Consider the following 21,135-nt stretch of genomic DNA (forward strand, 5'->3'; position numbering starts at 1 on the left):
ACTACCACTTCAACTACCAACTACCACTTCAACTACCAACTACCAACTACCAACAATTACTTCAACTACCAACTACCAACAATTACTTCAACTACCAACTACAACCGCACACACTTACTGCCTTTACTGCAACCCATTGGTACTACCGTCTTCACCATCAAAACTACTGCTACTTCTGTTACGAACTTCTCAACACCAGAGGAAGCGCGACACGTGGTGCGATGCAAGGATTGACCAGCCGACTGTTCCGTTGCCTTCGCGGTGTGCCGCGCCTCAGAAGTAACTTTACAAAAGTGTCACAGCGAATCGAATAGGAGCATTCTTAAATGCTTAACTAGATCACTAAGAATCTCTCAGACCATCGGTCGCAAAAATAAGAATGCCCAAATAAAAAAACGCCACGGAAATCAACTTCCGTGGCGTTCTCTCAGCTTTCCAGCGAACGCCGCAATGCAGCGCCGCTTCAATCATTAATCCAGCATTACTGCGCGTTCACTCGTTTGCGTGCGTTTGCCGAAGCCACTGCCGTCATGTTGATGATCCGGCGCACGGTCGCAGCCGGTGTCAGAATGTGCACCGGCTTTTCGGCGCCGAGCAGGAACGGACCCACCGTCACGCCTTCGCCGCCGATCATCTTCAGCAGGTTGTACGTGATATTCGCCGCTTCGACGTTCGGCATGATCAGCAGATTTGCCTCGCCGGTCAGCGTCGTGCCCGGGAACGCAGCCTTGCGGACTGCTTCCGACAACGCCGCGTCGCCATGCATCTCACCGTCGATCTCAAGCGTTGGCGCACGCTCGGCGATCAGCTTGCGAGCCGCGGCCATACGTTGCGACGACGACGACGGCGCGCTGCCGAAGTTCGAATTCGACAGCAACGCAACCTTCGGCGTGATGCCGAACTTTTCGATTTCACGCGATGCGAGCATCGTCATGTCAGCGAGCTGTTCAGCAGTCGGCGTTTCGTTCACGTACGTGTCGCAAATGAACAGATTGCGGCCCGGCAGCATCAGCAGATTCATTGCAGCGAAGTTCTGCACATTATCCGCTTTGCCCAGCACCTGCTCGATGAACTTCAGATGCGTGTGGTACTGGCCGATCATCCCGCAGATCATGCCGTCCGCTTCGCCCAGGCGCACGAGGATCGAGCCGATCAGCGTGTTGAACTTGCGCATCGCGGCCTTCGCGACGTCTGGCGTCACGCCTTCGCGCGCGCCGAGTTCGTGGTATGCCTGCCAGCATTGCTGATAGCGCGGATCGTCTTCCGGATCGACGACTTCGAAGTCTTCCCCGCACTTCAGCTTCGAGCCCATCTTTTTCAGACGCATCTCGATCACCGACGGACGGCCAACCAGAATCGGCTTGGCGATCTTTTCCAACAGCACGAATTGCGCGGCACGCAGCACGCGCTCGTCCTCACCTTCGGCGAACACGATGCGCGCCGGCTCCGACTTCGCAGCGGCGAACACCGGGCGCATCACCATGCCGGTGCGGTACACCGTCGTGCCGAGTTCTTCGCGGTACGCGTCCATATCCTTGATCGGACGGGTTGCGACGCCAGAATCCATCGCGGCCTGCGCGACAGCCGGCGCGATCTTGATGATCAGACGCGGATCGAACGGCTTCGGAATCAGGTATTCCGGACCGAATTCGAGGGAGTGGCCTTCGTACGCTTTCGCGACTTCATCGCCCTGATCGGTTTCTTCGGCCAGCTCGGCGATTGCGCGCACGCATGCAAGCTTCATTTCTTCCGTGATCGTGGTTGCGCCGACATCCAGCGCGCCGCGGAAGATGAACGGGAAGCACAACACGTTGTTGACCTGGTTCGGGTAGTCCGAACGACCCGTCGCGACGATGCAGTCCGGGCGCACCTTCTTCGCTTCTTCCGGGCGGATTTCCGGCTCCGGATTCGCCAGCGCCAGGATCAGCGGCTGCGCGCCCATTTCGGCGACCATTTCCGGCTTCAGCACGCCTGCGCTCGAGCAGCCGAGGAACACATCGGCGCCGCGGATCGCGTCGGCCAACGTGCGTGCTTCGGTGTTCGCCGCGTAACGTTCTTTCGACGGATCAAGATTGCCGCGGCCTTCGTAAATCACGCCCTTCGAATCTGTTACGAGGATGTTCTTCTTCGACAGGCCAAGGTTCACCAGCAGATCCAGACATGCGATTGCGGCCGCGCCCGCGCCCGAACACACCAGCGTCACTTCGTCGAGCTTCTTGCCGACCACCTTCAGGCCGTTCAGGATCGCGGCCGAAGCGATGATCGCGGTGCCGTGCTGATCGTCATGAAAGACGGGGATCTTCATGCGCTCGCGCAGCTTCTTTTCGATGTAGAAGCATTCCGGCGCCTTGATGTCTTCAAGGTTGATGCCGCCGAGAGTCGGCTCGAGCATCGCGATCGCTTCGACCAGCTTGTCCGGATCCGACTCGTTCAGTTCGATATCGAACACGTCGATGCCGGCGAACTTCTTGAACAGGCAACCCTTGCCCTCCATCACCGGCTTGGCGGCGAGCGGGCCGATATTGCCGAGACCGAGCACGGCCGTACCGTTCGTGATCACGCCGACGAGGTTGCCGCGCGAGGTGTACTTCTGCGCGTCGAGCGGATCGTCGTAGATCGCCATGCAGGCCGCGGCGACGCCCGGCGAGTACGCAAGCGAGAGGTCGAGCTGATTCGACAGCGGCTTGGTGGGGGTAACCGAAATCTTGCCGGGTTTCGGAAACTGGTGATATGCGAGAGCGCTTTGCTTAAGTTGTTCGTCCATTTTTTGGCCTGCGAGACGTAAGTAATCGGGCCCGGCACACCGCACCGTTGACGGCGCTTCGCTTCTATCGAACGGATAATCGACTGCGGCGGTTTTCGCATGCGCCGGTTGGGCGCGGCGTCGAACCTCGGCGGAGGGCAAGACGGTGCGGAGTGCTACGCGGGGTCGGTTAGTGTACACCCCGGACGTGTGATGCACTGAGTGGTTAACATGGCTCGACATCGGCGAAACCAGGGACCCGGCAATGCTGCAGCGCCGCATCCGGCGGCCAGTTTATTCACGCCGTACATGCGTCATGCGCAGGTCAAGCAGGGAACCGAAGCGCGGGTCACGCGTGTGTCATTCGAGTTCGGCGCCGCGTCGTTCGGGGATCAGAAAGAGCGTCGCGAAGATGTCGAGCAGATAGATCGACGCAAGCAAAGCAAGCGCGGCGCCAAACGAATAGCGTGCGGCCAATGCGCCCACTACCACGGGCCCGAAACCGCCGACCGCCCGCCCGATATTGAACAGGACGTTCTGCGCGGTGGCCCGCGCAGCAGTCGGGTAAAGCTCGGAGATCAGCGCGCCGTAGCCGCCGATCATCCCGTTGACGAACACGCCCATCGCCGCGCCGCCGATGAGCAGCGCCATTGGCGTGGTCAGATGGGCATAGATGAAGACCATCGCCACCGCGCCCACCTGATAGAACAGGAAGGTCGGCTTGCGGCCAAAACGGTCCGCGGCCACCCCGAACAGCCAGATGCCGCCTGCCATGCCGAGAACCGTCACCGCTGTCCACACGCCGGACCTGGTCAGCGAATAGCCGAAGGTCTTCGATAAATAGCTTGGAAGCCAGATCATCAGACCGTAATAGCCGAAGTTCTGCACGGAACAGAGAATCACAATGCCGATGCTGGCGCGCGCGGTGCGGCCGTCGGCCACCAGCAATCTGAGCGGCAGCTTGCGCATGCCGCGTGCGGCGCGCTCGGTGAACAGCGCTGGCTCCTCGACGTGGCGTCGCACGAAAAACGACACCACGGCGGGCAGCAATCCAATCGCGAACATGCCGCGCCAGCCGATCACCGGCAGGAGAAGCGGCGTCAGCAACGCCGCCGCCAACACCCCGAGTTGCCATCCCAATCCGACATACGACGACACGCGCGCCCGCTGCGACGCCGGCCACGCCTCGGCGACCAGCGTCATGCCGATGCCGAACTCGCCGCCCAGCCCAATGCCTGCGATGGTCCGATACGCCAGCAAGTCGGTATAACCCTGCGCCAGCGCGCACAGTCCGGTGAAGACGGCGAAGATCAGAATGGTCCACGTCAGCATCCGCACGCGGCCGAAATAGTCGCTCAAGACGCCGAAAATCAGACCGCCCGCTACCGCGCCAATCAGCGTCCACGTGACGAGCGAACCGGCCTGCGCCGAGCTCAGATGCAGATCCGCGGTAATGACCGGCAGCATGAAGCCGAGGATCAGCAGATCGAAGCCGTCCATCGCATAACCGAGCACCGAAGCGAGCAGCGCGCGGCCGGCATAGCTGCCTTGGGCAGGTTCACGAGTCTCGGTGGCAGAAGAAGCGGCAGTCATTGAAAGCATTCCGTAGGGCATGAAGGCGGCAAACATGCGGGCCGCCCGGGAAATTCGCGTGAGTGTAAAGGCGCCCCAAGCCACTCACAAGCAAGCCAAAAAACAGACCGGCAATCCGTGCGCGAAGCAATCGCAATGCGGCCCCGGACAGAAACCCTGCAAGCCTCTTTCAGCGCTGCCGTGATAACCGTCGTTCGCCTCCACCCCCCACGACGGCCTCCTCGGCAAGGCCATTTCGGGTAAAATGTCGGCCTACGCGCGCAGCAAAAACCGGGCTGTACTCCACTGACCGGTTGTGTATTTGCCTATTAGGGCGCCGCCCATCATGGCGCGGCACACCCCGCTTGCTGCGCCACCGGGCCTCGCGCCCGCTTCTCCCCGCTCACACCCAAGGATCTGCCCATGACAGGCTTCGATCGCCAGACGATCTCCGACACCACCGCCAAGATGCTGCTGGAAGTACAAGCAGTGCACTTTAACGCGGAGAAACCGTACATCTTCACGTCCGGCTGGGCGAGCCCGGTTTATATCGACTGCCGCAAGCTGATCTCGTATCCGCGCGTGCGTCGTGGCCTGATGGAAATGGCGGAAGCCACGATTCTGCGCGACGTCGGCTATGAACAGATCGACGCGGTGGCTGGCGGCGAAACCGCCGGCATCCCGTTCGCGGCATGGCTGTCCGACCGCCTGATGGTGCCGATGCAATACGTGCGCAAGAAGCCGAAGGGTTTCGGCCGTAACGCGCAGATCGAAGGTCTGCTGACCGAAGGGCAACGCGTACTGCTGGTCGAAGATCTGACCACGGACAGCCGCAGCAAGATCAACTTCATCAATGCGCTGCGCACTGCCGGCGCCACGGTGAACCACTGCTTCGTGCTGTTCCACTACAACATCTTCAAGGAAAGCGTGTCGGTGCTGAAAGACATCGACGTCGATCTGCACGCGCTGGCCACGTGGTGGGATGTGTTGCGCGTCGCGAAGGCAAACAACTACTTCGACAGCAAGACGCTCGACGAAGTGGAAAAATTCCTGCACGCGCCGGCCGAATGGTCCGCGGCACACGGCGGCGCCAACGCAACGCAGCAGTGAGCGCAGCCGCTCAATGCGGATGGAATAAAAAGGCCGCCTGTCGATAAGACAGGCGGCCTTTTTTCATTGAGCTCGGCCAGCCGGACAACGGGACGATCGCGGCTAGGACGGAGTACCGGGATCGTCGACCGAATACGACGACAGATTCAGCAAGCCGTTGCTCTGCGCGTACTGGAACAACTCGGAATCGCGATCGATGCCGAGCTTGCGCATTGCCGTGTTCTTCTGCGTGCTGATCGTCTTGATGCTGCGACTGAGCTGCTCCGCGATCTCCTTGATCGTCATGCCGGACACGAACAGGCGCACAACCTCGAGTTCGCGACGGGACAGCATCACTTCTTCGTTCTTGCCGCCGGCATTCATGCGCAACGTATCGAGCGACGCCTTAACGGACGGGCTCATATATTCGAGGTTGCGACTGACGTGCTGCACCGCCAGGCCAATGTGGCTCAGATCGTCCGATTTGTTGACGACCGAGGTCACACCTAGTTCACTCAGCCGCTTGAGCAATGCGGCGTTCTCCAGCATCGTTAGCACGACGATGGGAAGGTCGGGAAAATTGCGCCGCAAATAACCGATCAACGGCAAACCATCGCCGTATTGGCCGCCTGGCATGGCCAGATCCGTGACGAGCACGTCGCACGCCACCGTTTGCAGCACCTTGACCAGTTCGGTTGACTGTCGCGCGCGCGCGACGACCTGCAGACCTGGAAACTTGAGCAAAGCCTGTTCGGCGCCGAACAGAATCACCGGATGGTCGTCAGCGACCACGACCCTGACTGGATCTTGCATTGCCCTCCCCTCGACGGATAAACCACTCTCCAAAACTTCTGACATGCGTTTCTATTCTTGGTACTTGGACTGATCGGGCACGCTTCTGTGTTCGTGCGGACAATTCCTCCGACTATAGCCGATTTCACACCCGCTCAACCCGCCATCAGCAACAATGATCCGCCGCTTGGTGAATGTTAGACTTGATTCGACCTTGGGGCACAAAATAGGGACAATAATCTTCGCGAGGTCGATTGCCTCGCGCCCTGACAGGAGAACCGGCACATGCGCTCGCGTTGCCTGGTTGTTTCGCTTGCTTCGCTGTTCCGCCGTCTGCCGTTCTTCGCCTGCGCGATGCTGGGTCTCGCGCTATTGGCCGCCTATAGCCCTCACGGGCTCGCCGAGGACGCGTTCACGCTAACCAGCGCCAGTTTCCATGCGGGCGGTACGGTGAGTACCGCTCAGGTTTTCGATCAGGACGACTGCAAAGGCGGCAATCGCTCACCGCAATTAACGTGGCACGGCGCGCCGGCCGGCACGCGCAGCTTCGCCATCACCGTGTTCGATCAGGATGCTCCCGGCCGCGGCTGGTGGCACTGGGCCGTTGCGGGCATTCCGGCCAGCGTCGGCAGCTTGCCGGAAAATGCCAGCTCGTCCGGCGTCCTGAAGAAACTCGGCGCGGTCGAAGCGCGCAACGACTTCGATATCGACGGCTACGGTGGCCCGTGCCCGCCGCCAGGCAAACCCCACCGCTACGTCATCACCGTCTATGCGCTAAGCAGCGCGGATCTGCGCCTTGCGCAGGGACGCCCGGCACTCATGTTCGATCACGAAATCGGCACCGCCACACTCGGCAGCGCGCGAATGGTGGTCAACTACGCACGGTAACGGGGTCCATCAAAACCTGTCTCGAACGACATCGGCTGTGTGCCCGAGCGCGGCTCACATCGGGTGTGTGCCGAGCCGCGGCGAGTTGCGCCGGCTCGACACTCGACACGCCAGTTGGCGCACGGCTTGCATCACCTTGCGCCCGCAGCGGAACTGCTGTCATCCGCGCACGTCAATGTGCAACGGCTGGGCGTAGGCGATGCGTGTCGATGGCACGTCGCCGCGTGCGCGCACTGTTGTCGTGCTTAACCCGCTTTTTAATTTCGCCGGAGAGTGCCATGTCGAAGATCGTCATCGTTTATCACAGCGGCTACGGCCACACGAAGAAAGTCGCCGAAGCCGTGTTGGCCGGCACGCTGGAAGCAGGCGCGGACGCGAAGCTCATGCCGGTCGGTGAAATCGACGACGCGGCCTGGGCAGAACTGGCGACTGCCGACGCCATCATCTTCGGCGCGCCGACCTACATGGGCGGCCCATCCGCCGACTTCAAGAAATTCGCTGACGCGAGTTCGAAACCGTGGTTCAGCCAGGCGTGGAAGGACAAGATCGCAGCCGGCTTCACCAATTCGGCGACCATGAACGGCGACAAGTTCTCGACGATTCAGTACTTCGTCACCCTGGCGATGCAACACAGCATGATCTGGGCCGGCACCGGCATGATGCCGTCGAACACCAAGGCGGCAACCCGCAACGACCTGAACTACGTGGGCGGCTTTACCGGCCTCCTGACGCAGTCCCCCGCGGATGCGTCGCCGGAAGAAGCGCCGCTCGCGGGCGATCTGGAAACGGCTCGCATGTTCGGCGTGCGTATTGCCGGCGTGACGGCGCGCTGGAACGCGGCGCCTCGATAACGTACCCGCCGCCGAAGGTTCGCGTCGGACAGCGGCTACGGCCCCTGCCGAGTGCGCTCAATGCAGACGGCGCGCACTTCACAGCGCGCGGGCGGCGCTCGGCAGCGCGCCGCTAATCTCCGCGCAACCCACTTGCACCGGCTCGCATCTGTCGTGCAACAGGTCATGGCAATGTCACTTTCAGCGCGCATCGTCGTTTTTTCACGCTGTTTTGCGCACCTGCCGCCTACAGGTCTTAAAATAGCGTTCCAGCGCGGTGTCGCGCCCCGTTTCCAGCAAGTCAGTGAGATCGAGATGAGCACGAAAGTTTTTGTCGACGGACAGGAAGGCACGACCGGCCTGAAGATTTTCGAATACCTGTCGCAACGCGCCGACGTGGAGATCCTGCGTATCGAAGAAGCGAAGCGCAAGGACCTCGAGGAGCGCCGTCGTCTCATCAATGCGTCGGACGTCACGTTCCTGTGCCTGCCGGACGTCGCCTCGCGCGAGTCGGCCTCGCTGGTCGAAAACGATCGCACCGTGCTGATCGACGCCAGCACCGCCTTCCGCACCTCCGCCGACTGGGCCTACGGCCTGCCCGAATTGGCGCGCTCGCAACGCGAGCGTCTGCGCACCGCGAAACGCATCGCCGTGCCGGGCTGTCATGCATCGGCCTTCGTGCTGGCCATGCGTCCGCTCGTCGAAGCGGGCGTCGTGGCGCCCGAGTTCGCGGCGCACGCCTATTCGATCACCGGTTATAGCGGCGGCGGCAAGAAGATGATTGCCGACTACGAAGCCGGCGGCAATGACAAGCTCAAGAGCCCGCGCCCGTACGCACTTGGCCTCACGCACAAGCATCTGCCGGAAATGGCAGCGCATACGGGCCTGAAATCGGCGCCGGTGTTCACGCCGATCGTCGGCGATTTCTACAAGGGCCTCGCGGTCACCACGTTCTTCTCGCCGAATCAGCTGGCCAAGAAGACCACGCTGCAAGATGTGCAGGCGCTATTCGCCGAGTACTACGCGGGCGAGGCCTTCGTGCACGTCGCGCCGTTCAATGCGGAAGCGAATCTCGACAGCGGCTTCTTCGACGTGCAAGCGAACAACGACACCAACCGTGTCGATCTGTTCGTGTTCGGCAACGAAGAGCGCTTCGTGACCGTCGCGCGCCTGGATAACCTGGGCAAGGGCGCGTCGGGCGCCGCGATCCAGTGCATGAATCTCGCAATCGGCGCCGCCGAAGAAAGCGGCTTGAAACGCTGAACCATCCCCAGACGCAGACGGTAATTCGCCGTCCGTTTGCCGAAAGCCGGTCTGCAAAGACCGGCTTTTTTGTTTTAAAAAGTCACCATCAAAATTCCCGTATTCGCGCTTAATCAGTAGTAGCCCGCATTACTTAAAAAATAGAAATCGGACTACCCATTAACCAACGGTAATTCATTCCTGAAATCGACGCGCCCCGCATAGTTTTCCGCATAGGGAAACTCCGGATTTTTTCGCGAACGGTCGTTCGAAGATGATAGAGCCATTTTGCCGCAACGCTTGCCTGGCAAGGGTGTGCGGCGAAGCAACGATGCCGTCGCCGCACCCAAATTTCCTTTTTTGTTTAAAAGGCATCGCCAGCCCCACCTGGCGCGCGTGCGGCAAAAAATCGCTCTGTTTGAATCGGTCTTTTTAGACGGCTCATTCAATTGACAGGCATTCAACGCGCAGCGAAATTAGCTCGCACAAATACATGAAGGGAGACAGCAGCATGTCGCACGCCATTACACGAGGCTTGGCAATGGCCATTGCCGCGGCCCCATTCCTCATCGCTTGCGGCAGCGGCAAGGCCGACAATCCAGGCACGATCAGCGCACCGCAATGCTCGGGATCGAGTTGCGGCGTGCAAGGTCCGCCGCCCACCGGTTCGAATCCGACCGCGTTGTGTCCCGCCACCGCCGACATCGTGAAGACCACGTTCCTGGGCGGAGCAGGTAGCGGCGAAGTAGTGCAGGTCAACATCGACGCAACGGCGATGACGTACACGCTGAAGTGGCTCGAGTCGCCGATTCCGTTGACGAGTGCCAGCGTCGAGGTCACACGAGCCGGCACGCAGATCACAGGCGCGGTGATCCACCCGCCGACCGGCGCGTTGCCGACCGCGGAACAGATTCGTTGCGCATTCATCCTCGGCAAAGGCACCGGCACCGCCTCCGACGGCACCACTTACACAACGCCCGACTTCGTCGGCAATCCCAATCCGCCGACGATCCTCGTGGGCCAAGGCGTAGCCGGCGGCGGCATTCCCGGCGCGACAGTGGAATATGCCGGCGCCCTGGGATTAGGGATCGGCGCGGTGAACAAGCGCCACTTCGACTTTTATCCGTTCCTCGGCTTCGCCACTACCACGACCGACCTCACCAAGCTGGTCGGCACCTACAACGGCTTGCTCTATCACCTCTCGCCGACGGCGAATTACGAAACCGTCGCCACCAATTCGGTCGAGACCTTCGACGCCAGCGGCAACTGCACGTCCTCGAGTTCCAGTGGATGCCTGACGACCGGCGCCGCACTCACGCCGAACAGCAACGGTTATTTCGATAGCGCGAACCCGCCGCAGATCGTCAATGGCGGCAATCCCGCCCCGCTCCGTACGGATAAATCCGGCACGGCTCACATGATCATCGGCCAGATCAACGGCGCCACGGTACCGCTCGTGGTCCGCACCGGGCACGTCAAGATCGCCGCGTTGTCGGTCGACGACGAATCCGGTATCGCCATGCTCGCCGCAGCCACACCGCTCGCATCCGGCGGTTTCGACGGCGGCTATGTCGGCGCGGATTCGAACTTCAAGTCCACCGCGACGCTGATCCAGGGCGGCGTAGGCACCTTCATCAATCCGTCGACGCAGGCCGCGGAAGACGGGTTCGGCCTCGGTTACGGTCTGCCGAGCCCCGGACTCGTCGGCGTCCAGCAAGCGAACGGCCAGACCGGTCTCGCCATCGCCTCAGGCGGCCTGTACGCGATCGAGATCCAGGGCACCGTCAACGGCGGTATCGCGCCGACGTCGGCCAATCCGGACACGCCGAACGCCCCTTACTTCGGCATCGGTGCGCAAATCAGCAAGTAGCCAACACAGACAACGAAGCAAACAGCAGTTCGCACTACGAGACATAAACAGAGCAAATGGTGGCCGGACTGGGAGCCGGCCACACACAACGAGAAAATTCTGGAGGCGGTATGAAATGGAGAATCCTTTCGGTGCTCGCTCTTGCAGCACCGTTGCTGGGGGCATGCGGTGGTGGTGGCGGCGGTGATGGACCGGTGACGGAGGTTCGCCTGTGTCCTTCGTCGCTCGATTACGGCACGGTGTTCACGGGTGGCGGCGGTGACGGCGAACTCGTCAAGCTGCAGATGGACACCACCAAGATGACGTGGCAAATCAGCTATATCGAATCGCCGATCCCGGCGACCACCGGCACCGTCGCGCCGACGCGCGCCGGCCAGACTGCCAGCGGCACGCTGACCCAGGAAACGCAGCTGCCGACCAACAAGCTGAACCAGTGCGCTTTCCGGCTGAACGGCGCAAGCCTCGACCCGAATCGTCCGGCGCGGATTTTCGTCGGTGAAGGCGTGGCGGGCGGCACGATTCCGGGCGCGGAAATCTCCTTCGGTGGGGTTCTCGGCGTGGGCGCCGTGCCCGACACCAAGTTCCCCTACTACCCGTTCATCGGTTTCTCGTCGATTGAAACGAATCTCGCGAACGTGGTCGGCACCTACAACCAGCTCGGCTATCACCAGGTGCCGTCGCAGAGCTTCGCGCCCGTCGCGGTCGATTCGAAGATCACGATCAATGCCGACGGGACATGGACCGAGTGTGACAACTCCGGTGTGAACGCGGGCAAGTGCCAGCAGCCGGGTACGAACTTCGTTGCGTCGAGCGACGGCAGCGGCGCGTTCGAAACCGACAAGTTCCTGGGCCAGGCCAAACCGACCCTCGCCACGACGCCGAAAGCTCGCGGCTACATGATCGTCGGCAAGCTGCGCAATCAGGTCGTGCCGATTCTGGTGCGGACCGGCGCGGCGAACTCGTCAGTGACGACGCTGGTGAACGGCGAACCGGGCCCCTATGCGGACGACGAATCGGGCATCTCGATTCTGGCTCCCCAGAGCTCGATCGCGGTGAACTCGCAAAACGGTGAGTACATCGGCGTGGATAGCCAGTTCGACTATCGCACTACCGCGCTCGAAGGCACGCAGGCCACGCTGCTGGATCCGTTCAATGCGTCGCAGGCATCGCTCGCGACCGCGCTGAATCTGGACTTCACGCAGACCGTGCCGGGCGTTGTCACGACCACGCAAGTGGGCGCGTCGACGGGTACTACGCCGACCGGAAAGATGATCTTCACCGGTGGCGTGTTCGGCTACCTCGATCTGACCAACGCGGCCTCGCCGTACTTCACGATCGGCGCCTTCGTCCAGTAATGGACGCAGCACGCGCCGCCGACACGCAACGAGGCGTTCGCGTACCGGCCGCTGCGCGCAGTCATCGCGCAGCAGCCGGCGTTCACCGGGTATTCAGCGCATCGGCCGGGCAGCCAACCCGCCGTCGCTCGCCGCGCGCGCTCAACGCAACGCGCGCCTCAGGAGGAACAACATGAAAAAACGCTATCTGGCGATACTGGCCGCCTGTCTGTCAGCCAGTGCGCATGCACAGCACGCGGGCGACAACGTCGCCGTGCTCGGCTGGTTCCATGTCATGCCGCAGGATTCAAGCACGCCGCTGACCACCACCGTCGCACCGACGCCGATCAATACGCCGTTGCGTCTGCCGAACTCATTCACGTCCAGCGGCACAGGCTTGTCGACCAATAGCGCCGATACCGTCGGCCTCGTGTTCAGCCATTACCTTACCGATCACATCGCCGTGACGACGGTGGCGGGCGTGCCGCCGGTCTTCAAGATCTACGGCCACGGCACGATCAAGCCGCCGGGACCGGCAGGGGCGCTCGGCCAGCAGGACCTCGGCGATCCGCAGGCCAATCCGATCGTGAAGAGCGTGCGCCAGTGGAGCCCGGCGCTGCTGTTCCAGTATTACTTCAATGAGCCCACAGCGAAGTTCAGGCCATTCGTCGGTATCGGCGTGTCGTATAACTGGTTCTCCGACGTTCAGCTAAGTCCGAACTTCGTCACTTCCACCCAGAACAATCTCGGCGCGGTGCTGGCAGCCGGTGCGGGCAAGCCTGGGCAGACGCAAGTGTCGGCAAAGGCTTCGTCGTCGTGGCAACCTGTGTTCAATGCGGGTCTTGCCTACAACATCACCGACCACTGGGGCCTGGTGGCATCGGTCACGTACATCCCGTTGAAGACGACCTCGTCGGTCATCATCAAGGCGGCGGACGGCACGGAACTGGGTGTCTCGAAGGCAGAACTGAAGGCCGACCCGATCATTTCCTTCCTGGCCGTCTCGTATAAGTTCTGAGTGGACGCCAGAAATTCAGGCAAAAAAAAGCCCGCCTAAGTTGGCGGGCTGAATCCATATCAGAGGAGACATGGAGGAGACAAGACAAACTATAGCAAATGCTTTGGTGCGTCGCAACATTCAAATTAGGGTTGACCCTCGTCGTTGTATAAGCGCAACAATTTTGCGTGGCGCTTTGCGAACGGCGCCGACCGTAGCCGGTCGCCCGCAGCCGCTCGCCCGCATTCGCCGCCGCTCAGCGCCCCGCCCGCCGCGCCGCCACCAGTCCCAGCACAGCAAAGTCTTTCTCGCCGTCGCCATGCGCCATGGCCTCAATCAGGCTGTCACGCACCACGCTTGCGATCGGCAACGGCGTGGTGACCGCATCAGCGGCCGCCAGCGCGAGACGCAGGTCCTTCAATCCAAGACGCGCCTTGAACAGCGCGGGCTCGTAACGCTGTTCCGCGATCATCTTGCCGTAGCCCGCATAGACCGGCCCCGGAAACAGGCCGCTCGTGATGACGTCGAGGAAGTCCTGCATCGCAAGGCCGTGGCCGGTCACCAGGGTGGCCGCCTCGCCAAGTGTCTCTACGGCTGCGCCCAGCATGAAGTTGGCCGCGAGCTTCATCACGTTGGCCTGCTGCGGCAGCGAACCGATACGCCACGTTTTCTGGCCGATGGCGTCGAAAATCGGCTGTACCCGGTCGATCGACTCGGCCGGGCCGCCCGCCACGATCGTCAGCTTGCCGGCAGCGGCGACGTCGGGCCGCCCCATCACCGGTGCGGCGACATAATGGACGCCGCGCGAGGCATGCGCCGTCGCCAGTTCCTCCGCCAGCGCCACCGAGATTGTCGCCATGTTCACGTGGATCAAGCCGCGCGGGGCGTGTTCCAGCAGCGACGCGGTGATGACTTCGCGCAGCGCGGTATCGTCGGCGAGCATCGAGAACACGGCGTCGCCCGCAAACGCTTCAGCCGGCGTCGCCACGACCCGCGCGCCGACGTCGGCGAGCGGCTGCGCGCGTTCCGGCGAGCGGTTCCACACGCGCACCTGATGCCCGGCTTTCAAAATGTTTGCAACCATCGCGGCACCCATCTCGCCGAGACCGATAAAACCGATGTCCATCTGTCACTCCGTCTGCTAAAGAACTGGAAGTAAAGCACACCCATGCGACACGTGCAGGACAGCGCGCAATTTAAGCCGGTGCGATACTGTTGCGATGGTCACCGCGACATTCCGCTTCTACGAGGAGCTGAACGATTTTCTCGCCCGGCCCCTGCGCCGGCGCGCGTTCAGTTACGCCTGTTCGCCCGGCGCAAGCGCGAAACATATGATCGAAGTCCTTGGCGTGCCGCATACCGAGGTCGAACTGATTCTGGTGAATGGTGAATCGGTCGGTTTCAGTCATCTGGTGTCCGACGGCGACCGCATCGCCGTTTATCCGAAGTTTGAAGCGCTCGACATTCAGCCGCTCTTGCGCGTGCGCGAACATCCGCTGCGCGTGGTGCGCTTCATTGCCGATGCGCATTTGGGCGGTCTGGCCCCGCTGCTGCGTCTGGCCGGCTTCGACACACTCTACGACAACCACTATCCCGACGCCGATATCGAAGCGCTTGCCGCCGCACAGCAGCGCATCGTACTGACGCGCGATCGTGAGCTATTGAAACGGCGCTCCATCACGCATGGCTGCTATGTGCGTACCCTGCGTCCGCAGGAACAATTGCGCGAAGTGTTTGAACGGCTCGATCTGGCCGGCAGCGCGCAGCCGTTCCGTTTGTGTCTGATGTGCAATGCGCCGCTGCGACGCATTGCCAAAGCGGAAGTCGGTGCTCGGGCGCCCGATGGCGTGCTGGAACGACACCACCAGTTCGTCACCTGCGACGTGTGCCGGCGCGTGTTCTGGGAAGGCACGCACTGGCAACGGATGCGTGCGCTGATGGACAGCGTGGCCGGCGCGCCGGAACGTCACGCTTGAACACCCGGACTTCACGCGACCCAAACTGGACGCCAACGCCGCTCGAGTGCGGAATCGCCGCGGCTCGCTCGAGGCGCGGCGCGATGCGTACAATGCGGGATCACTTATCTGGCAGAGGCCTTCCGTATGGCGATGAAAAAAACCGACCTTGAAAAAAACAAGGCACTCAAGCTGAACAACGCAATGAAACTGTCGACCGCAGACCGCTTTGGCAAGGCTGCGGCCGCCGAGCCGAAGCTCGATCGCCGCGAACAGCGCAAGCTCGACCAGGCGCACGGCCTCGTCGCGTTCGCCTGCAAGCTGAACAGCGAGCTGGTCACTGAACTGAAAGAACGGGCTGCCACGCATCCGGACGGCATGACCGGACTGCTGAACGAGGTCATCAAGCGCGGCCTCGCGGGCTAAACGCCGCAAACCCACTGCTCAACGCAAAAAGGCCAGAGCATGAGCTCTGGCCTTTTTGCTGGCGACATCTAACAGGCACTACGTTGCACTCGCCGGCTAGCGGCGCGCAGAAGAGAGCCGACCGGATTCGCCCGACGCAACCAAGCGTGAGCTTAGTTCTGCGTGCCCTTGTCGTTCGTGCCTGCAGCCGAAGCAGCCGACGAAACCGGAGCGCGCTTACCGTGCGTGTTCAGCTTCTTGACGTGGTGCTTCTTCGGCGTGCTAGCAGCAGCCGCCGGCGCTGCTGCGTCCGATGCCTGTGCGAAAGCTTGAACGGAGACCAGCGCGATCGAAGCGGCTGCGAGCGAGACGATAAATTTTTTCATGTGTTGTTCCCCAAACCTGGACGACTGAGTCAATGTGAATGAAATAGCTGCACGGTGAAGCAGACAGGGCTTGAGGCGCCTTACCGCTCCCCGCGGGAGAGTATTACGCAGTGTAGGCGGTTTGTCATTCCCAAAACTCGATATGTATTTTCCGGGAGACAGCTTGCTTTCGTGATGCTTTCACTCATTAAATAGGGCGTATTAGGGAGATTACCTAGTCACGCTTTCAGAGCAGATTTCGCAGCAAACTGGCGGTCTCCTGGAGAGTCGGCAGTACCCGGTGCAGCGCGGCATTCGCCGACTCCTGGCCGATCGGCATGCTCACGCTGATCGCCGCCACGACCGCGCCATGCCGGTCACGCAGTGGCACTGCGACACCGCGCATGCCCAACTCCAGTTGTTGGTCGGTTACGACATAACCATCGCCGCGAATTTCGCCCAGCACTTCGCGCAGGCGTTCGACGGTTGAATAGGTGTGCGGCGTGAATACCTTGATCGGATAGGACGCCAACCATTGTTCGATGCTTTCCGGCGCCTGGAAGGCCAGCAGGACCAAACCCGCGGACGACAACGGCGCACTGGCTCGCGAGCCGAGGACGAAACCCACCGCCATCGCGCGGTTGACGCCGTTGCGCGCGACGTAGACCACGTCGTGTTCGTCGAGAATCGCGACCAGCGCGGTTTCCTGAATGGTCGCGGTGATGCGCTGAAGGAACGGCTGCACGGTGCGCGGTAACCGCGCCGAGTCCAGATACGATTGACCGAGCCGCAATACACGTGGCGCAAGCCAGAACAGCTTGCCGTCGGTATCCACGTAGCCGAGCTCGCGCAGCGTCAGCAAATAGCGCCGCGCCGCAGTGCGCGACAGTCCGGTGCGTGCGGCCACCATGGACGGCGTCATCCGGGCGTGCTCCTCGTCGAATGCTTCGATGATCGCCAGCGCCTTCGCGGCGCCGGCGATCCAGTCTTTCTCGTCCATTGCGTCCGCCTGAAAGTCGGGCCTCCCGGCGGGTCAGTCGTGTCTCGGGCCGTCCCGCCATTGCGCGATTATCGCGCGAATGGCTCGCCGTGCAACCGGCTGGATTGTTGCGGCGTATCTTGCGCGTGCGTGCGGATAAAATCGGCGCCTGCCCCGTACACCTTGTTAGAACAACCGGATTCGAAAAGCCGCCTTTGAAACCTGATACACGCCAACACCTGCGCGCCAATCTGCTGATGCTGATCGCAGCCATGATCTGGGGCTCCGCGTTCGTCGCGCAACGCCTAAGCCTCGATGCGATCGGACCATTTCTGTTTACCGGACTGCGTTTTCTACTCGGCGCGCTGGTCGTGCTGGCCATGATCGTCTGCGTGCGGCGCTCCGCGCTTGAGGAATTGTCGAAGCGCGAACCCGGCGGCGTACGCGAACTGTTCGGGGCGGGTGCGCTGCTCGGCCTCGTGCTGGCCGGGTCGATTTCGTTGCAGCAGATTGGCCTGCAATACACGAAAGTCGCCAACGCCGGCTTCATCAGTTCGTTGTACGTCGTGATCGTGCCGCTGCTGGGCGTGCTGTTTCGGCACCGAACCGGATTCGGCACATGGCTCGGTGCGACGCTCGCTGCGCTCGGCATGTACTTTCTGAGCGTCAACGAGCACTTCTCGATTTTGTACGGCGACTGGTATCAGCTTGCCGGTGCGTTGGTGATTTCCGTACAGATGATGCTGGTTGGACGCTTCGCGCTGCGGCATGACCCGCTCATGCTGGCGCTCGTGCAGTTCGTGACTTGCGGGCTCGCATGTCTGGTCGTCGGCTTGGCGATCGAGCCAGTCAGCCTGGCGCTGATCGAGCGTGCCGCGCCGACGATCCTGTATGGCGGGGCATTGTCGGTGGGCATCGCTTATACGATCCAGGTGGTCGCGCAAAAGCATGCGACGCCCTCCCATGCCGCCGTGATCTTCAGTATGGAAGGCGTTTTCGCCGCGCTCGCCGGATGGCTTGTGCTCGGCGAAACACTGTCGGCGCGCGCGCTATTCGGCTGCACGCTGATGCTTGCAGGTTTGATCGTGTGTCAGGTGATGCCCGCCTGGCGACGCGCAAGCGAGCGTTCGCCTCACGCCTCGTGAGGGTTCAGCCAATCGCCCCATTCCACGCCGAAACGCGCGAGATATTTGCGCAAGCGGTCGGCATCGTTCGGTTGCTTCCTGGCTTGCCGCGACACGGCAAATAATGTGCGCCCCGCTTCCGACAGACTCGCCGACGCCTCGCATACCTTAAGCACACGCTGCAGTTGCAACCGATCGAACAAGTCGTAGTCGGCGACACGCGCGCCGAGAGTGCGTGACACGATGTCGGCGTCGGCATCTCCGAGCGCAGGCGTCCATGTCCGCTGCAGACGCTCGATTTCCTGAACGGCGTTGTCTTCCGTGATGCGCCCGGCGTCGGCCAGGGTCGCCATTCGCGTCACGGAGGCCGATAGTTCGCGGAAATTACCCGCCCACGTGGCCTTCGCGGACGTGGCGAACGCGAGATAACGGCGCCGTGCTTCGACGTTGAAACGCACCAGCTCGCCCTGCTCGCGCCCGAAGCGATCCAATTCGAACTCCAGGTTCGGCTCGATATCTTCGATGCGCCCCGCGAGGCCTGGCAAGTCGTAGGTCCAAAGGTTGATCCGGGCGTATAAGTCTTCGCGGAACGTGCCCTGCGCAACCATCGTGCGTAAGTCGCGATGCGTGCCGGCGATCAGCTGGAAATCGCTGCTGACTTCCGCGTCTGCGCCGACTGGCAAAAAGCGCTTCTCTTCAACCGCCTTCAGCAGCATCGCCTGCTCGTCCATCCCTAGCTCGCCGATTTCGTCGAGAAACAGCAGACCTTGATCGGCCGCGCGTAGCAAACCACCGCGCGCGCCTAGTGCCCCCGTAAAGGCGCCTTTCACATGGCCAAACAGCGTCGACATCGCCGAATCACCTCGTAAGGTCGCGCAGTTCACTTCGATAAACGGCCCGTCCAGCCGGTGCCGGTTGCGTTTCAGTTCATAGACGCGCCTCGCGAGAAACGACTTGCCGGCGCCGGTCGGGCCGATCAATAGAATCGGCGCGCGCGAGCGGGTCGCGACGCGCTCGATCTGATCGATTAACGCGTTGAACTGCGGGTTGCGGGTGGCAATCCCGGCCTTCAGGAACGACACGGTCTCCTCGCGCTCGCGAACAAAACGTTGCGCAATGCGGTTGTAACGCGACAGATCCAGATCGATGATCGACACCTTGCCCGGCCCGCTCTGACCTTCATCGGTCTGTTGCGGCGGTGCGGTTTGGACGAGGCTCGCCGGAAGGTAGCGCGCTTCGGTCAGCAGGAACCAGCAAATCTGCGCGACGTGCGTGCCGGTGGTGATGTGAACGAGATATTCCTCGTTGTCGGTGTCGAACGTGTAGCCGCGCGCGAAATCGTGCAGCGACGCGTACACCTCTTCGAAGTCCCAGGGATCGTGCGTTTCGATCGGCGTCAGACGCACGTCGGTAAGCGGTGAAACACCGGCGAGGTCGCTCTTCACGCGATTGGCGAGCGATTCGTAGCCAGGCGAGTGCAGTAGCTCGAGCCGGTCTATAGGCATGCCTGGTTGCTCGCAAAGGCAAATGCTGGGCCGCCAGCGCTGCCAACGCCGCGCGCCGCCCTGATCGAGTACCGTACCGAGAAAGCCGATGGCGACGCGCTTTTTCATTTTTATCTTTCTGTATAAATCACTAGCTGATCATATCAACTGTTAGCCATCGTCGGCCGCCCTGGAAACCCCCGCGCTGGGGTGCGATCGGTGTCTTTCTGATTTGGATCAACTACTTATGGTTGGGCAGCCTGAACAGCCAGGCAGGCTGGCATGCTCCTAGCAATACAGAGCCCGACTGGGTGTCGTCTTCGACACATCCAATGAGGAGCGTGCGGCACACCTGCACGCCATCGCCAGTCGCAAAAAGACAGGGAAGAAAAGAAAAATGGACTACCAACTGATGGAAGTGGCGGACGGCAAGCCGGTCAAGATGTGGACCGAAGGTGTCGCCATCGACGACTTTGCGCGCGATCAACTAGCTTATACGGCTAAGCTGCCGTTCATCTTCAAGCACCTCGCGGTGATGCCGGACGTGCACGCAGGCAAAGGCTCCACGATCGGCAGCGTGATTCCTACGCTCGGCGCGATCATTCCGGCTGCGGTCGGCGTAGATATCGGCTGCGGCATGATGGCCGCGCGCACCACGCTCAAGGCCGCCGATCTGCCCGATTCGCTGGCGGGTCTGCGCAGCGCGATCGAACGCGCGGTGCCGCACGGCCGCGCACCGGGCCGGCGCGATCCGGGCGCCTGGGATCGGCCGCCGCAACCGGTCGACGTCGCGTGGAAGTCGCTCGCCGATGGGTTCAAGCGCATCGTCGATAAATATCCGAAGCTCGCGCGGACCAACAACTATGTGCATCTGGGTACGCTCGGCACCGGCAATCACTTCGTGGAAGTGTGCGTCGACGAAGCGGACAGCGTGTGGTTCATGCTGCACAGCGGTTCGCGCGGCGTCGGCAATGCGATCGGCAATCTGTTCATCGAACTGGCGCAAGCGGATATGCGGCAACACATCGCGAACCTGCCGGACCGCAATCTCGCCTACTTCGAAGAAGGCAGCGCGCACTACGACGACTACGTCGAAGCGGTCGACTGGGCACAGAACTACGCACGGCAGAATCGCGAGCTGATGATGGGTGCAGTGGTTCGTGCGGCGCAGTCGATCATCACCAAGCCATTTGCGATCGACGAGCACGCAGTGAACTGCCACCACAACTATGTGCAGAAGGAACGTCACTTCGACACGGAGATTCTGGTGACGCGCAAAGGTGCGGTATCCGCGCAGAAGGGGCAATTGGGCATCATTCCGGGCTCGATGGGCGCGAAGAGTTTTATCGTGCGTGGGCTCGGCAATCCGGAAAGCTTCTGTTCATGCAGTCACGGTGCAGGCCGTTCGATGAGCCGCACTGAAGCGAAGCGGCGCTTCTCTGTCGAAGATCAGATCAAAGCGACCG

Annotated in this window: 19 protein-coding genes; 12 read left to right on the forward strand and 7 right to left on the reverse strand. The window is 61.6% G+C overall.

The window, feature by feature from the left end:
- The coding region (locus QOC89_RS27490; protein ID WP_323047913.1) for a hypothetical protein at positions 1–234 on the forward strand (234 nt) is incomplete at its 5' end.
- A 247-nt stretch (positions 235–481) separates the two neighbouring features.
- On the opposite strand, the gene QOC89_RS27495 is transcribed toward QOC89_RS27490, so the two are convergent.
- Together QOC89_RS27495 and QOC89_RS27500 are read right to left on the reverse strand one after the other, a co-directional pair.
- The gene (locus QOC89_RS27495) at positions 482–2,764 is read right to left on the reverse strand and encodes an NADP-dependent malic enzyme (RefSeq protein ID WP_323047914.1); all 2,283 of its coding nucleotides are present in this window, start codon (positions 2,762–2,764) and stop codon (positions 482–484) included.
- 339 nt (positions 2,765–3,103) lie between these two features.
- Positions 3,104–4,336, reverse strand: coding sequence for an MFS transporter (locus tag QOC89_RS27500; RefSeq protein WP_323047915.1), 1,233 nt, complete (start codon positions 4,334–4,336; stop codon positions 3,104–3,106).
- A gap of 402 nt (positions 4,337–4,738) precedes the next feature.
- Between QOC89_RS27500 and QOC89_RS27505 the strand changes: the two genes are divergently transcribed.
- Positions 4,739–5,425 carry an orotate phosphoribosyltransferase gene (locus QOC89_RS27505; RefSeq protein ID WP_179734848.1) on the forward strand — a complete coding sequence of 229 codons (687 nt, stop codon included), beginning with the start codon at positions 4,739–4,741 and terminating at the stop codon, positions 5,423–5,425.
- Positions 5,426–5,527: 102 nt separating this feature from the next.
- Here the strand turns inward: QOC89_RS27505 and QOC89_RS27510 are convergent, their stop codons facing one another.
- Positions 5,528–6,217, reverse strand: coding sequence for a response regulator (locus QOC89_RS27510; RefSeq protein ID WP_323047916.1), 690 nt, complete (start codon positions 6,215–6,217; stop codon positions 5,528–5,530).
- 264 nt (positions 6,218–6,481) lie between these two features.
- Between QOC89_RS27510 and QOC89_RS27515 the strand changes: the two genes are divergently transcribed.
- From QOC89_RS27515 to QOC89_RS27540, 6 genes are all read left to right on the forward strand, one after another.
- Positions 6,482–7,084: a YbhB/YbcL family Raf kinase inhibitor-like protein gene (locus tag QOC89_RS27515; protein WP_323047917.1), complete on the forward strand. Its 603-nt coding sequence runs from the start codon at positions 6,482–6,484 to the stop codon at positions 7,082–7,084.
- Positions 7,085–7,362: 278 nt separating this feature from the next.
- Positions 7,363–7,935, forward strand: coding sequence for a flavodoxin family protein (locus QOC89_RS27520; protein WP_323047918.1), 573 nt, complete (start codon positions 7,363–7,365; stop codon positions 7,933–7,935).
- Positions 7,936–8,229: 294 nt separating this feature from the next.
- The gene (gene argC, locus QOC89_RS27525) at positions 8,230–9,177 is read left to right on the forward strand and encodes an N-acetyl-gamma-glutamyl-phosphate reductase (RefSeq protein ID WP_323047919.1); all 948 of its coding nucleotides are present in this window, start codon (positions 8,230–8,232) and stop codon (positions 9,175–9,177) included.
- A 490-nt stretch (positions 9,178–9,667) separates the two neighbouring features.
- Positions 9,668–11,026, forward strand: a complete 1,359-nt coding sequence (locus QOC89_RS27530) for a DUF2957 domain-containing protein (protein WP_323047920.1) — start codon at positions 9,668–9,670, stop codon at positions 11,024–11,026.
- Positions 11,027–11,136: 110 nt separating this feature from the next.
- The gene (locus tag QOC89_RS27535; RefSeq protein WP_323047921.1) at positions 11,137–12,381 is read left to right on the forward strand and encodes a DUF2957 domain-containing protein; all 1,245 of its coding nucleotides are present in this window, start codon (positions 11,137–11,139) and stop codon (positions 12,379–12,381) included.
- A 172-nt stretch (positions 12,382–12,553) separates the two neighbouring features.
- Entirely contained in the window at positions 12,554–13,378 is an 825-nt protein-coding gene (locus QOC89_RS27540; RefSeq protein WP_323047922.1) for an OmpW/AlkL family protein, read from the forward strand.
- Between the two features lie 235 nt (positions 13,379–13,613).
- Here the strand turns inward: QOC89_RS27540 and QOC89_RS27545 are convergent, their stop codons facing one another.
- Positions 13,614–14,483 (reverse strand): NAD(P)-dependent oxidoreductase, encoded by an 870-nt coding sequence (locus QOC89_RS27545; protein WP_323047923.1) that lies wholly within the window; start codon positions 14,481–14,483, stop codon positions 13,614–13,616.
- A 94-nt stretch (positions 14,484–14,577) separates the two neighbouring features.
- On the opposite strand from QOC89_RS27545, the gene QOC89_RS27550 reads away from it, so the two are divergent.
- Both QOC89_RS27550 and QOC89_RS27555 read left to right on the forward strand, forming a co-directional pair.
- A complete protein-coding gene (locus QOC89_RS27550; RefSeq protein WP_323047924.1) occupies positions 14,578–15,333 on the forward strand; it encodes a Mut7-C RNAse domain-containing protein in 756 nt (251 codons plus the stop codon).
- Positions 15,334–15,459: 126 nt separating this feature from the next.
- Positions 15,460–15,738, forward strand: a complete 279-nt coding sequence (locus QOC89_RS27555; protein WP_323047925.1) for a hypothetical protein — start codon at positions 15,460–15,462, stop codon at positions 15,736–15,738.
- A 152-nt stretch (positions 15,739–15,890) separates the two neighbouring features.
- On the opposite strand, the gene QOC89_RS27560 is transcribed toward QOC89_RS27555, so the two are convergent.
- Positions 15,891–16,103, reverse strand: coding sequence for a hypothetical protein (locus QOC89_RS27560; protein ID WP_323047926.1), 213 nt, complete (start codon positions 16,101–16,103; stop codon positions 15,891–15,893).
- A 226-nt stretch (positions 16,104–16,329) separates the two neighbouring features.
- Entirely contained in the window at positions 16,330–17,082 is a 753-nt protein-coding gene (locus QOC89_RS27565; RefSeq protein ID WP_323047927.1) for an IclR family transcriptional regulator domain-containing protein, read from the reverse strand.
- A 194-nt stretch (positions 17,083–17,276) separates the two neighbouring features.
- Between QOC89_RS27565 and QOC89_RS27570 the strand changes: the two genes are divergently transcribed.
- Positions 17,277–18,206, forward strand: a complete 930-nt coding sequence (locus QOC89_RS27570; RefSeq protein WP_323047928.1) for a DMT family transporter — start codon at positions 17,277–17,279, stop codon at positions 18,204–18,206.
- On the opposite strand, the gene rtcR is transcribed toward QOC89_RS27570, so the two are convergent.
- Positions 18,194–19,798 (reverse strand): RNA repair transcriptional activator RtcR, encoded by a 1,605-nt coding sequence (gene rtcR, locus QOC89_RS27575; protein ID WP_323047929.1) that lies wholly within the window; start codon positions 19,796–19,798, stop codon positions 18,194–18,196. The genes QOC89_RS27570 and rtcR overlap by 13 nt on opposite strands.
- A 268-nt stretch (positions 19,799–20,066) precedes the next feature.
- Between rtcR and QOC89_RS27580 the strand changes: the two genes are divergently transcribed.
- Positions 20,067–21,135: RtcB family protein (locus QOC89_RS27580; RefSeq protein WP_323047930.1), on the forward strand; the 1,069-nt coding region annotated here is incomplete at its 3' end.

This window comes from Paraburkholderia sp. (assembly GCF_034668105.1).
Lineage (GTDB): Bacteria > Pseudomonadota > Gammaproteobacteria > Burkholderiales > Burkholderiaceae > Paraburkholderia.

Excerpts from the sequence above, each read along its gene's own strand:
- QOC89_RS27505 (WP_179734848.1), top strand. The coding sequence starts at position 4,739 with ATGACAGGCTTCGATCGCCAGACGATCTCCGACACCACCGCCAAGATG.
- QOC89_RS27550 (WP_323047924.1), top strand. The coding sequence starts at position 14,578 with ATGGTCACCGCGACATTCCGCTTCTACGAGGAGCTGAACGATTTTCTC.
- QOC89_RS27560 (WP_323047926.1), bottom strand. The coding sequence starts at position 16,103 with ATGAAAAAATTTATCGTCTCGCTCGCAGCCGCTTCGATCGCGCTGGTC.
- QOC89_RS27545 (WP_323047923.1), bottom strand. The coding sequence starts at position 14,483 with ATGGACATCGGTTTTATCGGTCTCGGCGAGATGGGTGCCGCGATGGTT.
- QOC89_RS27535 (WP_323047921.1), top strand. The coding sequence starts at position 11,137 with ATGAAATGGAGAATCCTTTCGGTGCTCGCTCTTGCAGCACCGTTGCTG.
- rtcR (WP_323047929.1), bottom strand. The coding sequence starts at position 19,798 with ATGAAAAAGCGCGTCGCCATCGGCTTTCTCGGTACGGTACTCGATCAG.
- QOC89_RS27530 (WP_323047920.1), top strand. The coding sequence starts at position 9,668 with ATGTCGCACGCCATTACACGAGGCTTGGCAATGGCCATTGCCGCGGCC.
- QOC89_RS27540 (WP_323047922.1), top strand. The coding sequence starts at position 12,554 with ATGAAAAAACGCTATCTGGCGATACTGGCCGCCTGTCTGTCAGCCAGT.
- argC (WP_323047919.1), top strand. The coding sequence starts at position 8,230 with ATGAGCACGAAAGTTTTTGTCGACGGACAGGAAGGCACGACCGGCCTG.
- QOC89_RS27520 (WP_323047918.1), top strand. The coding sequence starts at position 7,363 with ATGTCGAAGATCGTCATCGTTTATCACAGCGGCTACGGCCACACGAAG.
- QOC89_RS27495 (WP_323047914.1), bottom strand. The coding sequence starts at position 2,764 with ATGGACGAACAACTTAAGCAAAGCGCTCTCGCATATCACCAGTTTCCG.
- QOC89_RS27555 (WP_323047925.1), top strand. The coding sequence starts at position 15,460 with ATGGCGATGAAAAAAACCGACCTTGAAAAAAACAAGGCACTCAAGCTG.
- QOC89_RS27515 (WP_323047917.1), top strand. The coding sequence starts at position 6,482 with ATGCGCTCGCGTTGCCTGGTTGTTTCGCTTGCTTCGCTGTTCCGCCGT.
- QOC89_RS27500 (WP_323047915.1), bottom strand. The coding sequence starts at position 4,336 with ATGACTGCCGCTTCTTCTGCCACCGAGACTCGTGAACCTGCCCAAGGC.
- QOC89_RS27565 (WP_323047927.1), bottom strand. The coding sequence starts at position 17,082 with ATGGACGAGAAAGACTGGATCGCCGGCGCCGCGAAGGCGCTGGCGATC.
- QOC89_RS27510 (WP_323047916.1), bottom strand. The coding sequence starts at position 6,217 with ATGCAAGATCCAGTCAGGGTCGTGGTCGCTGACGACCATCCGGTGATT.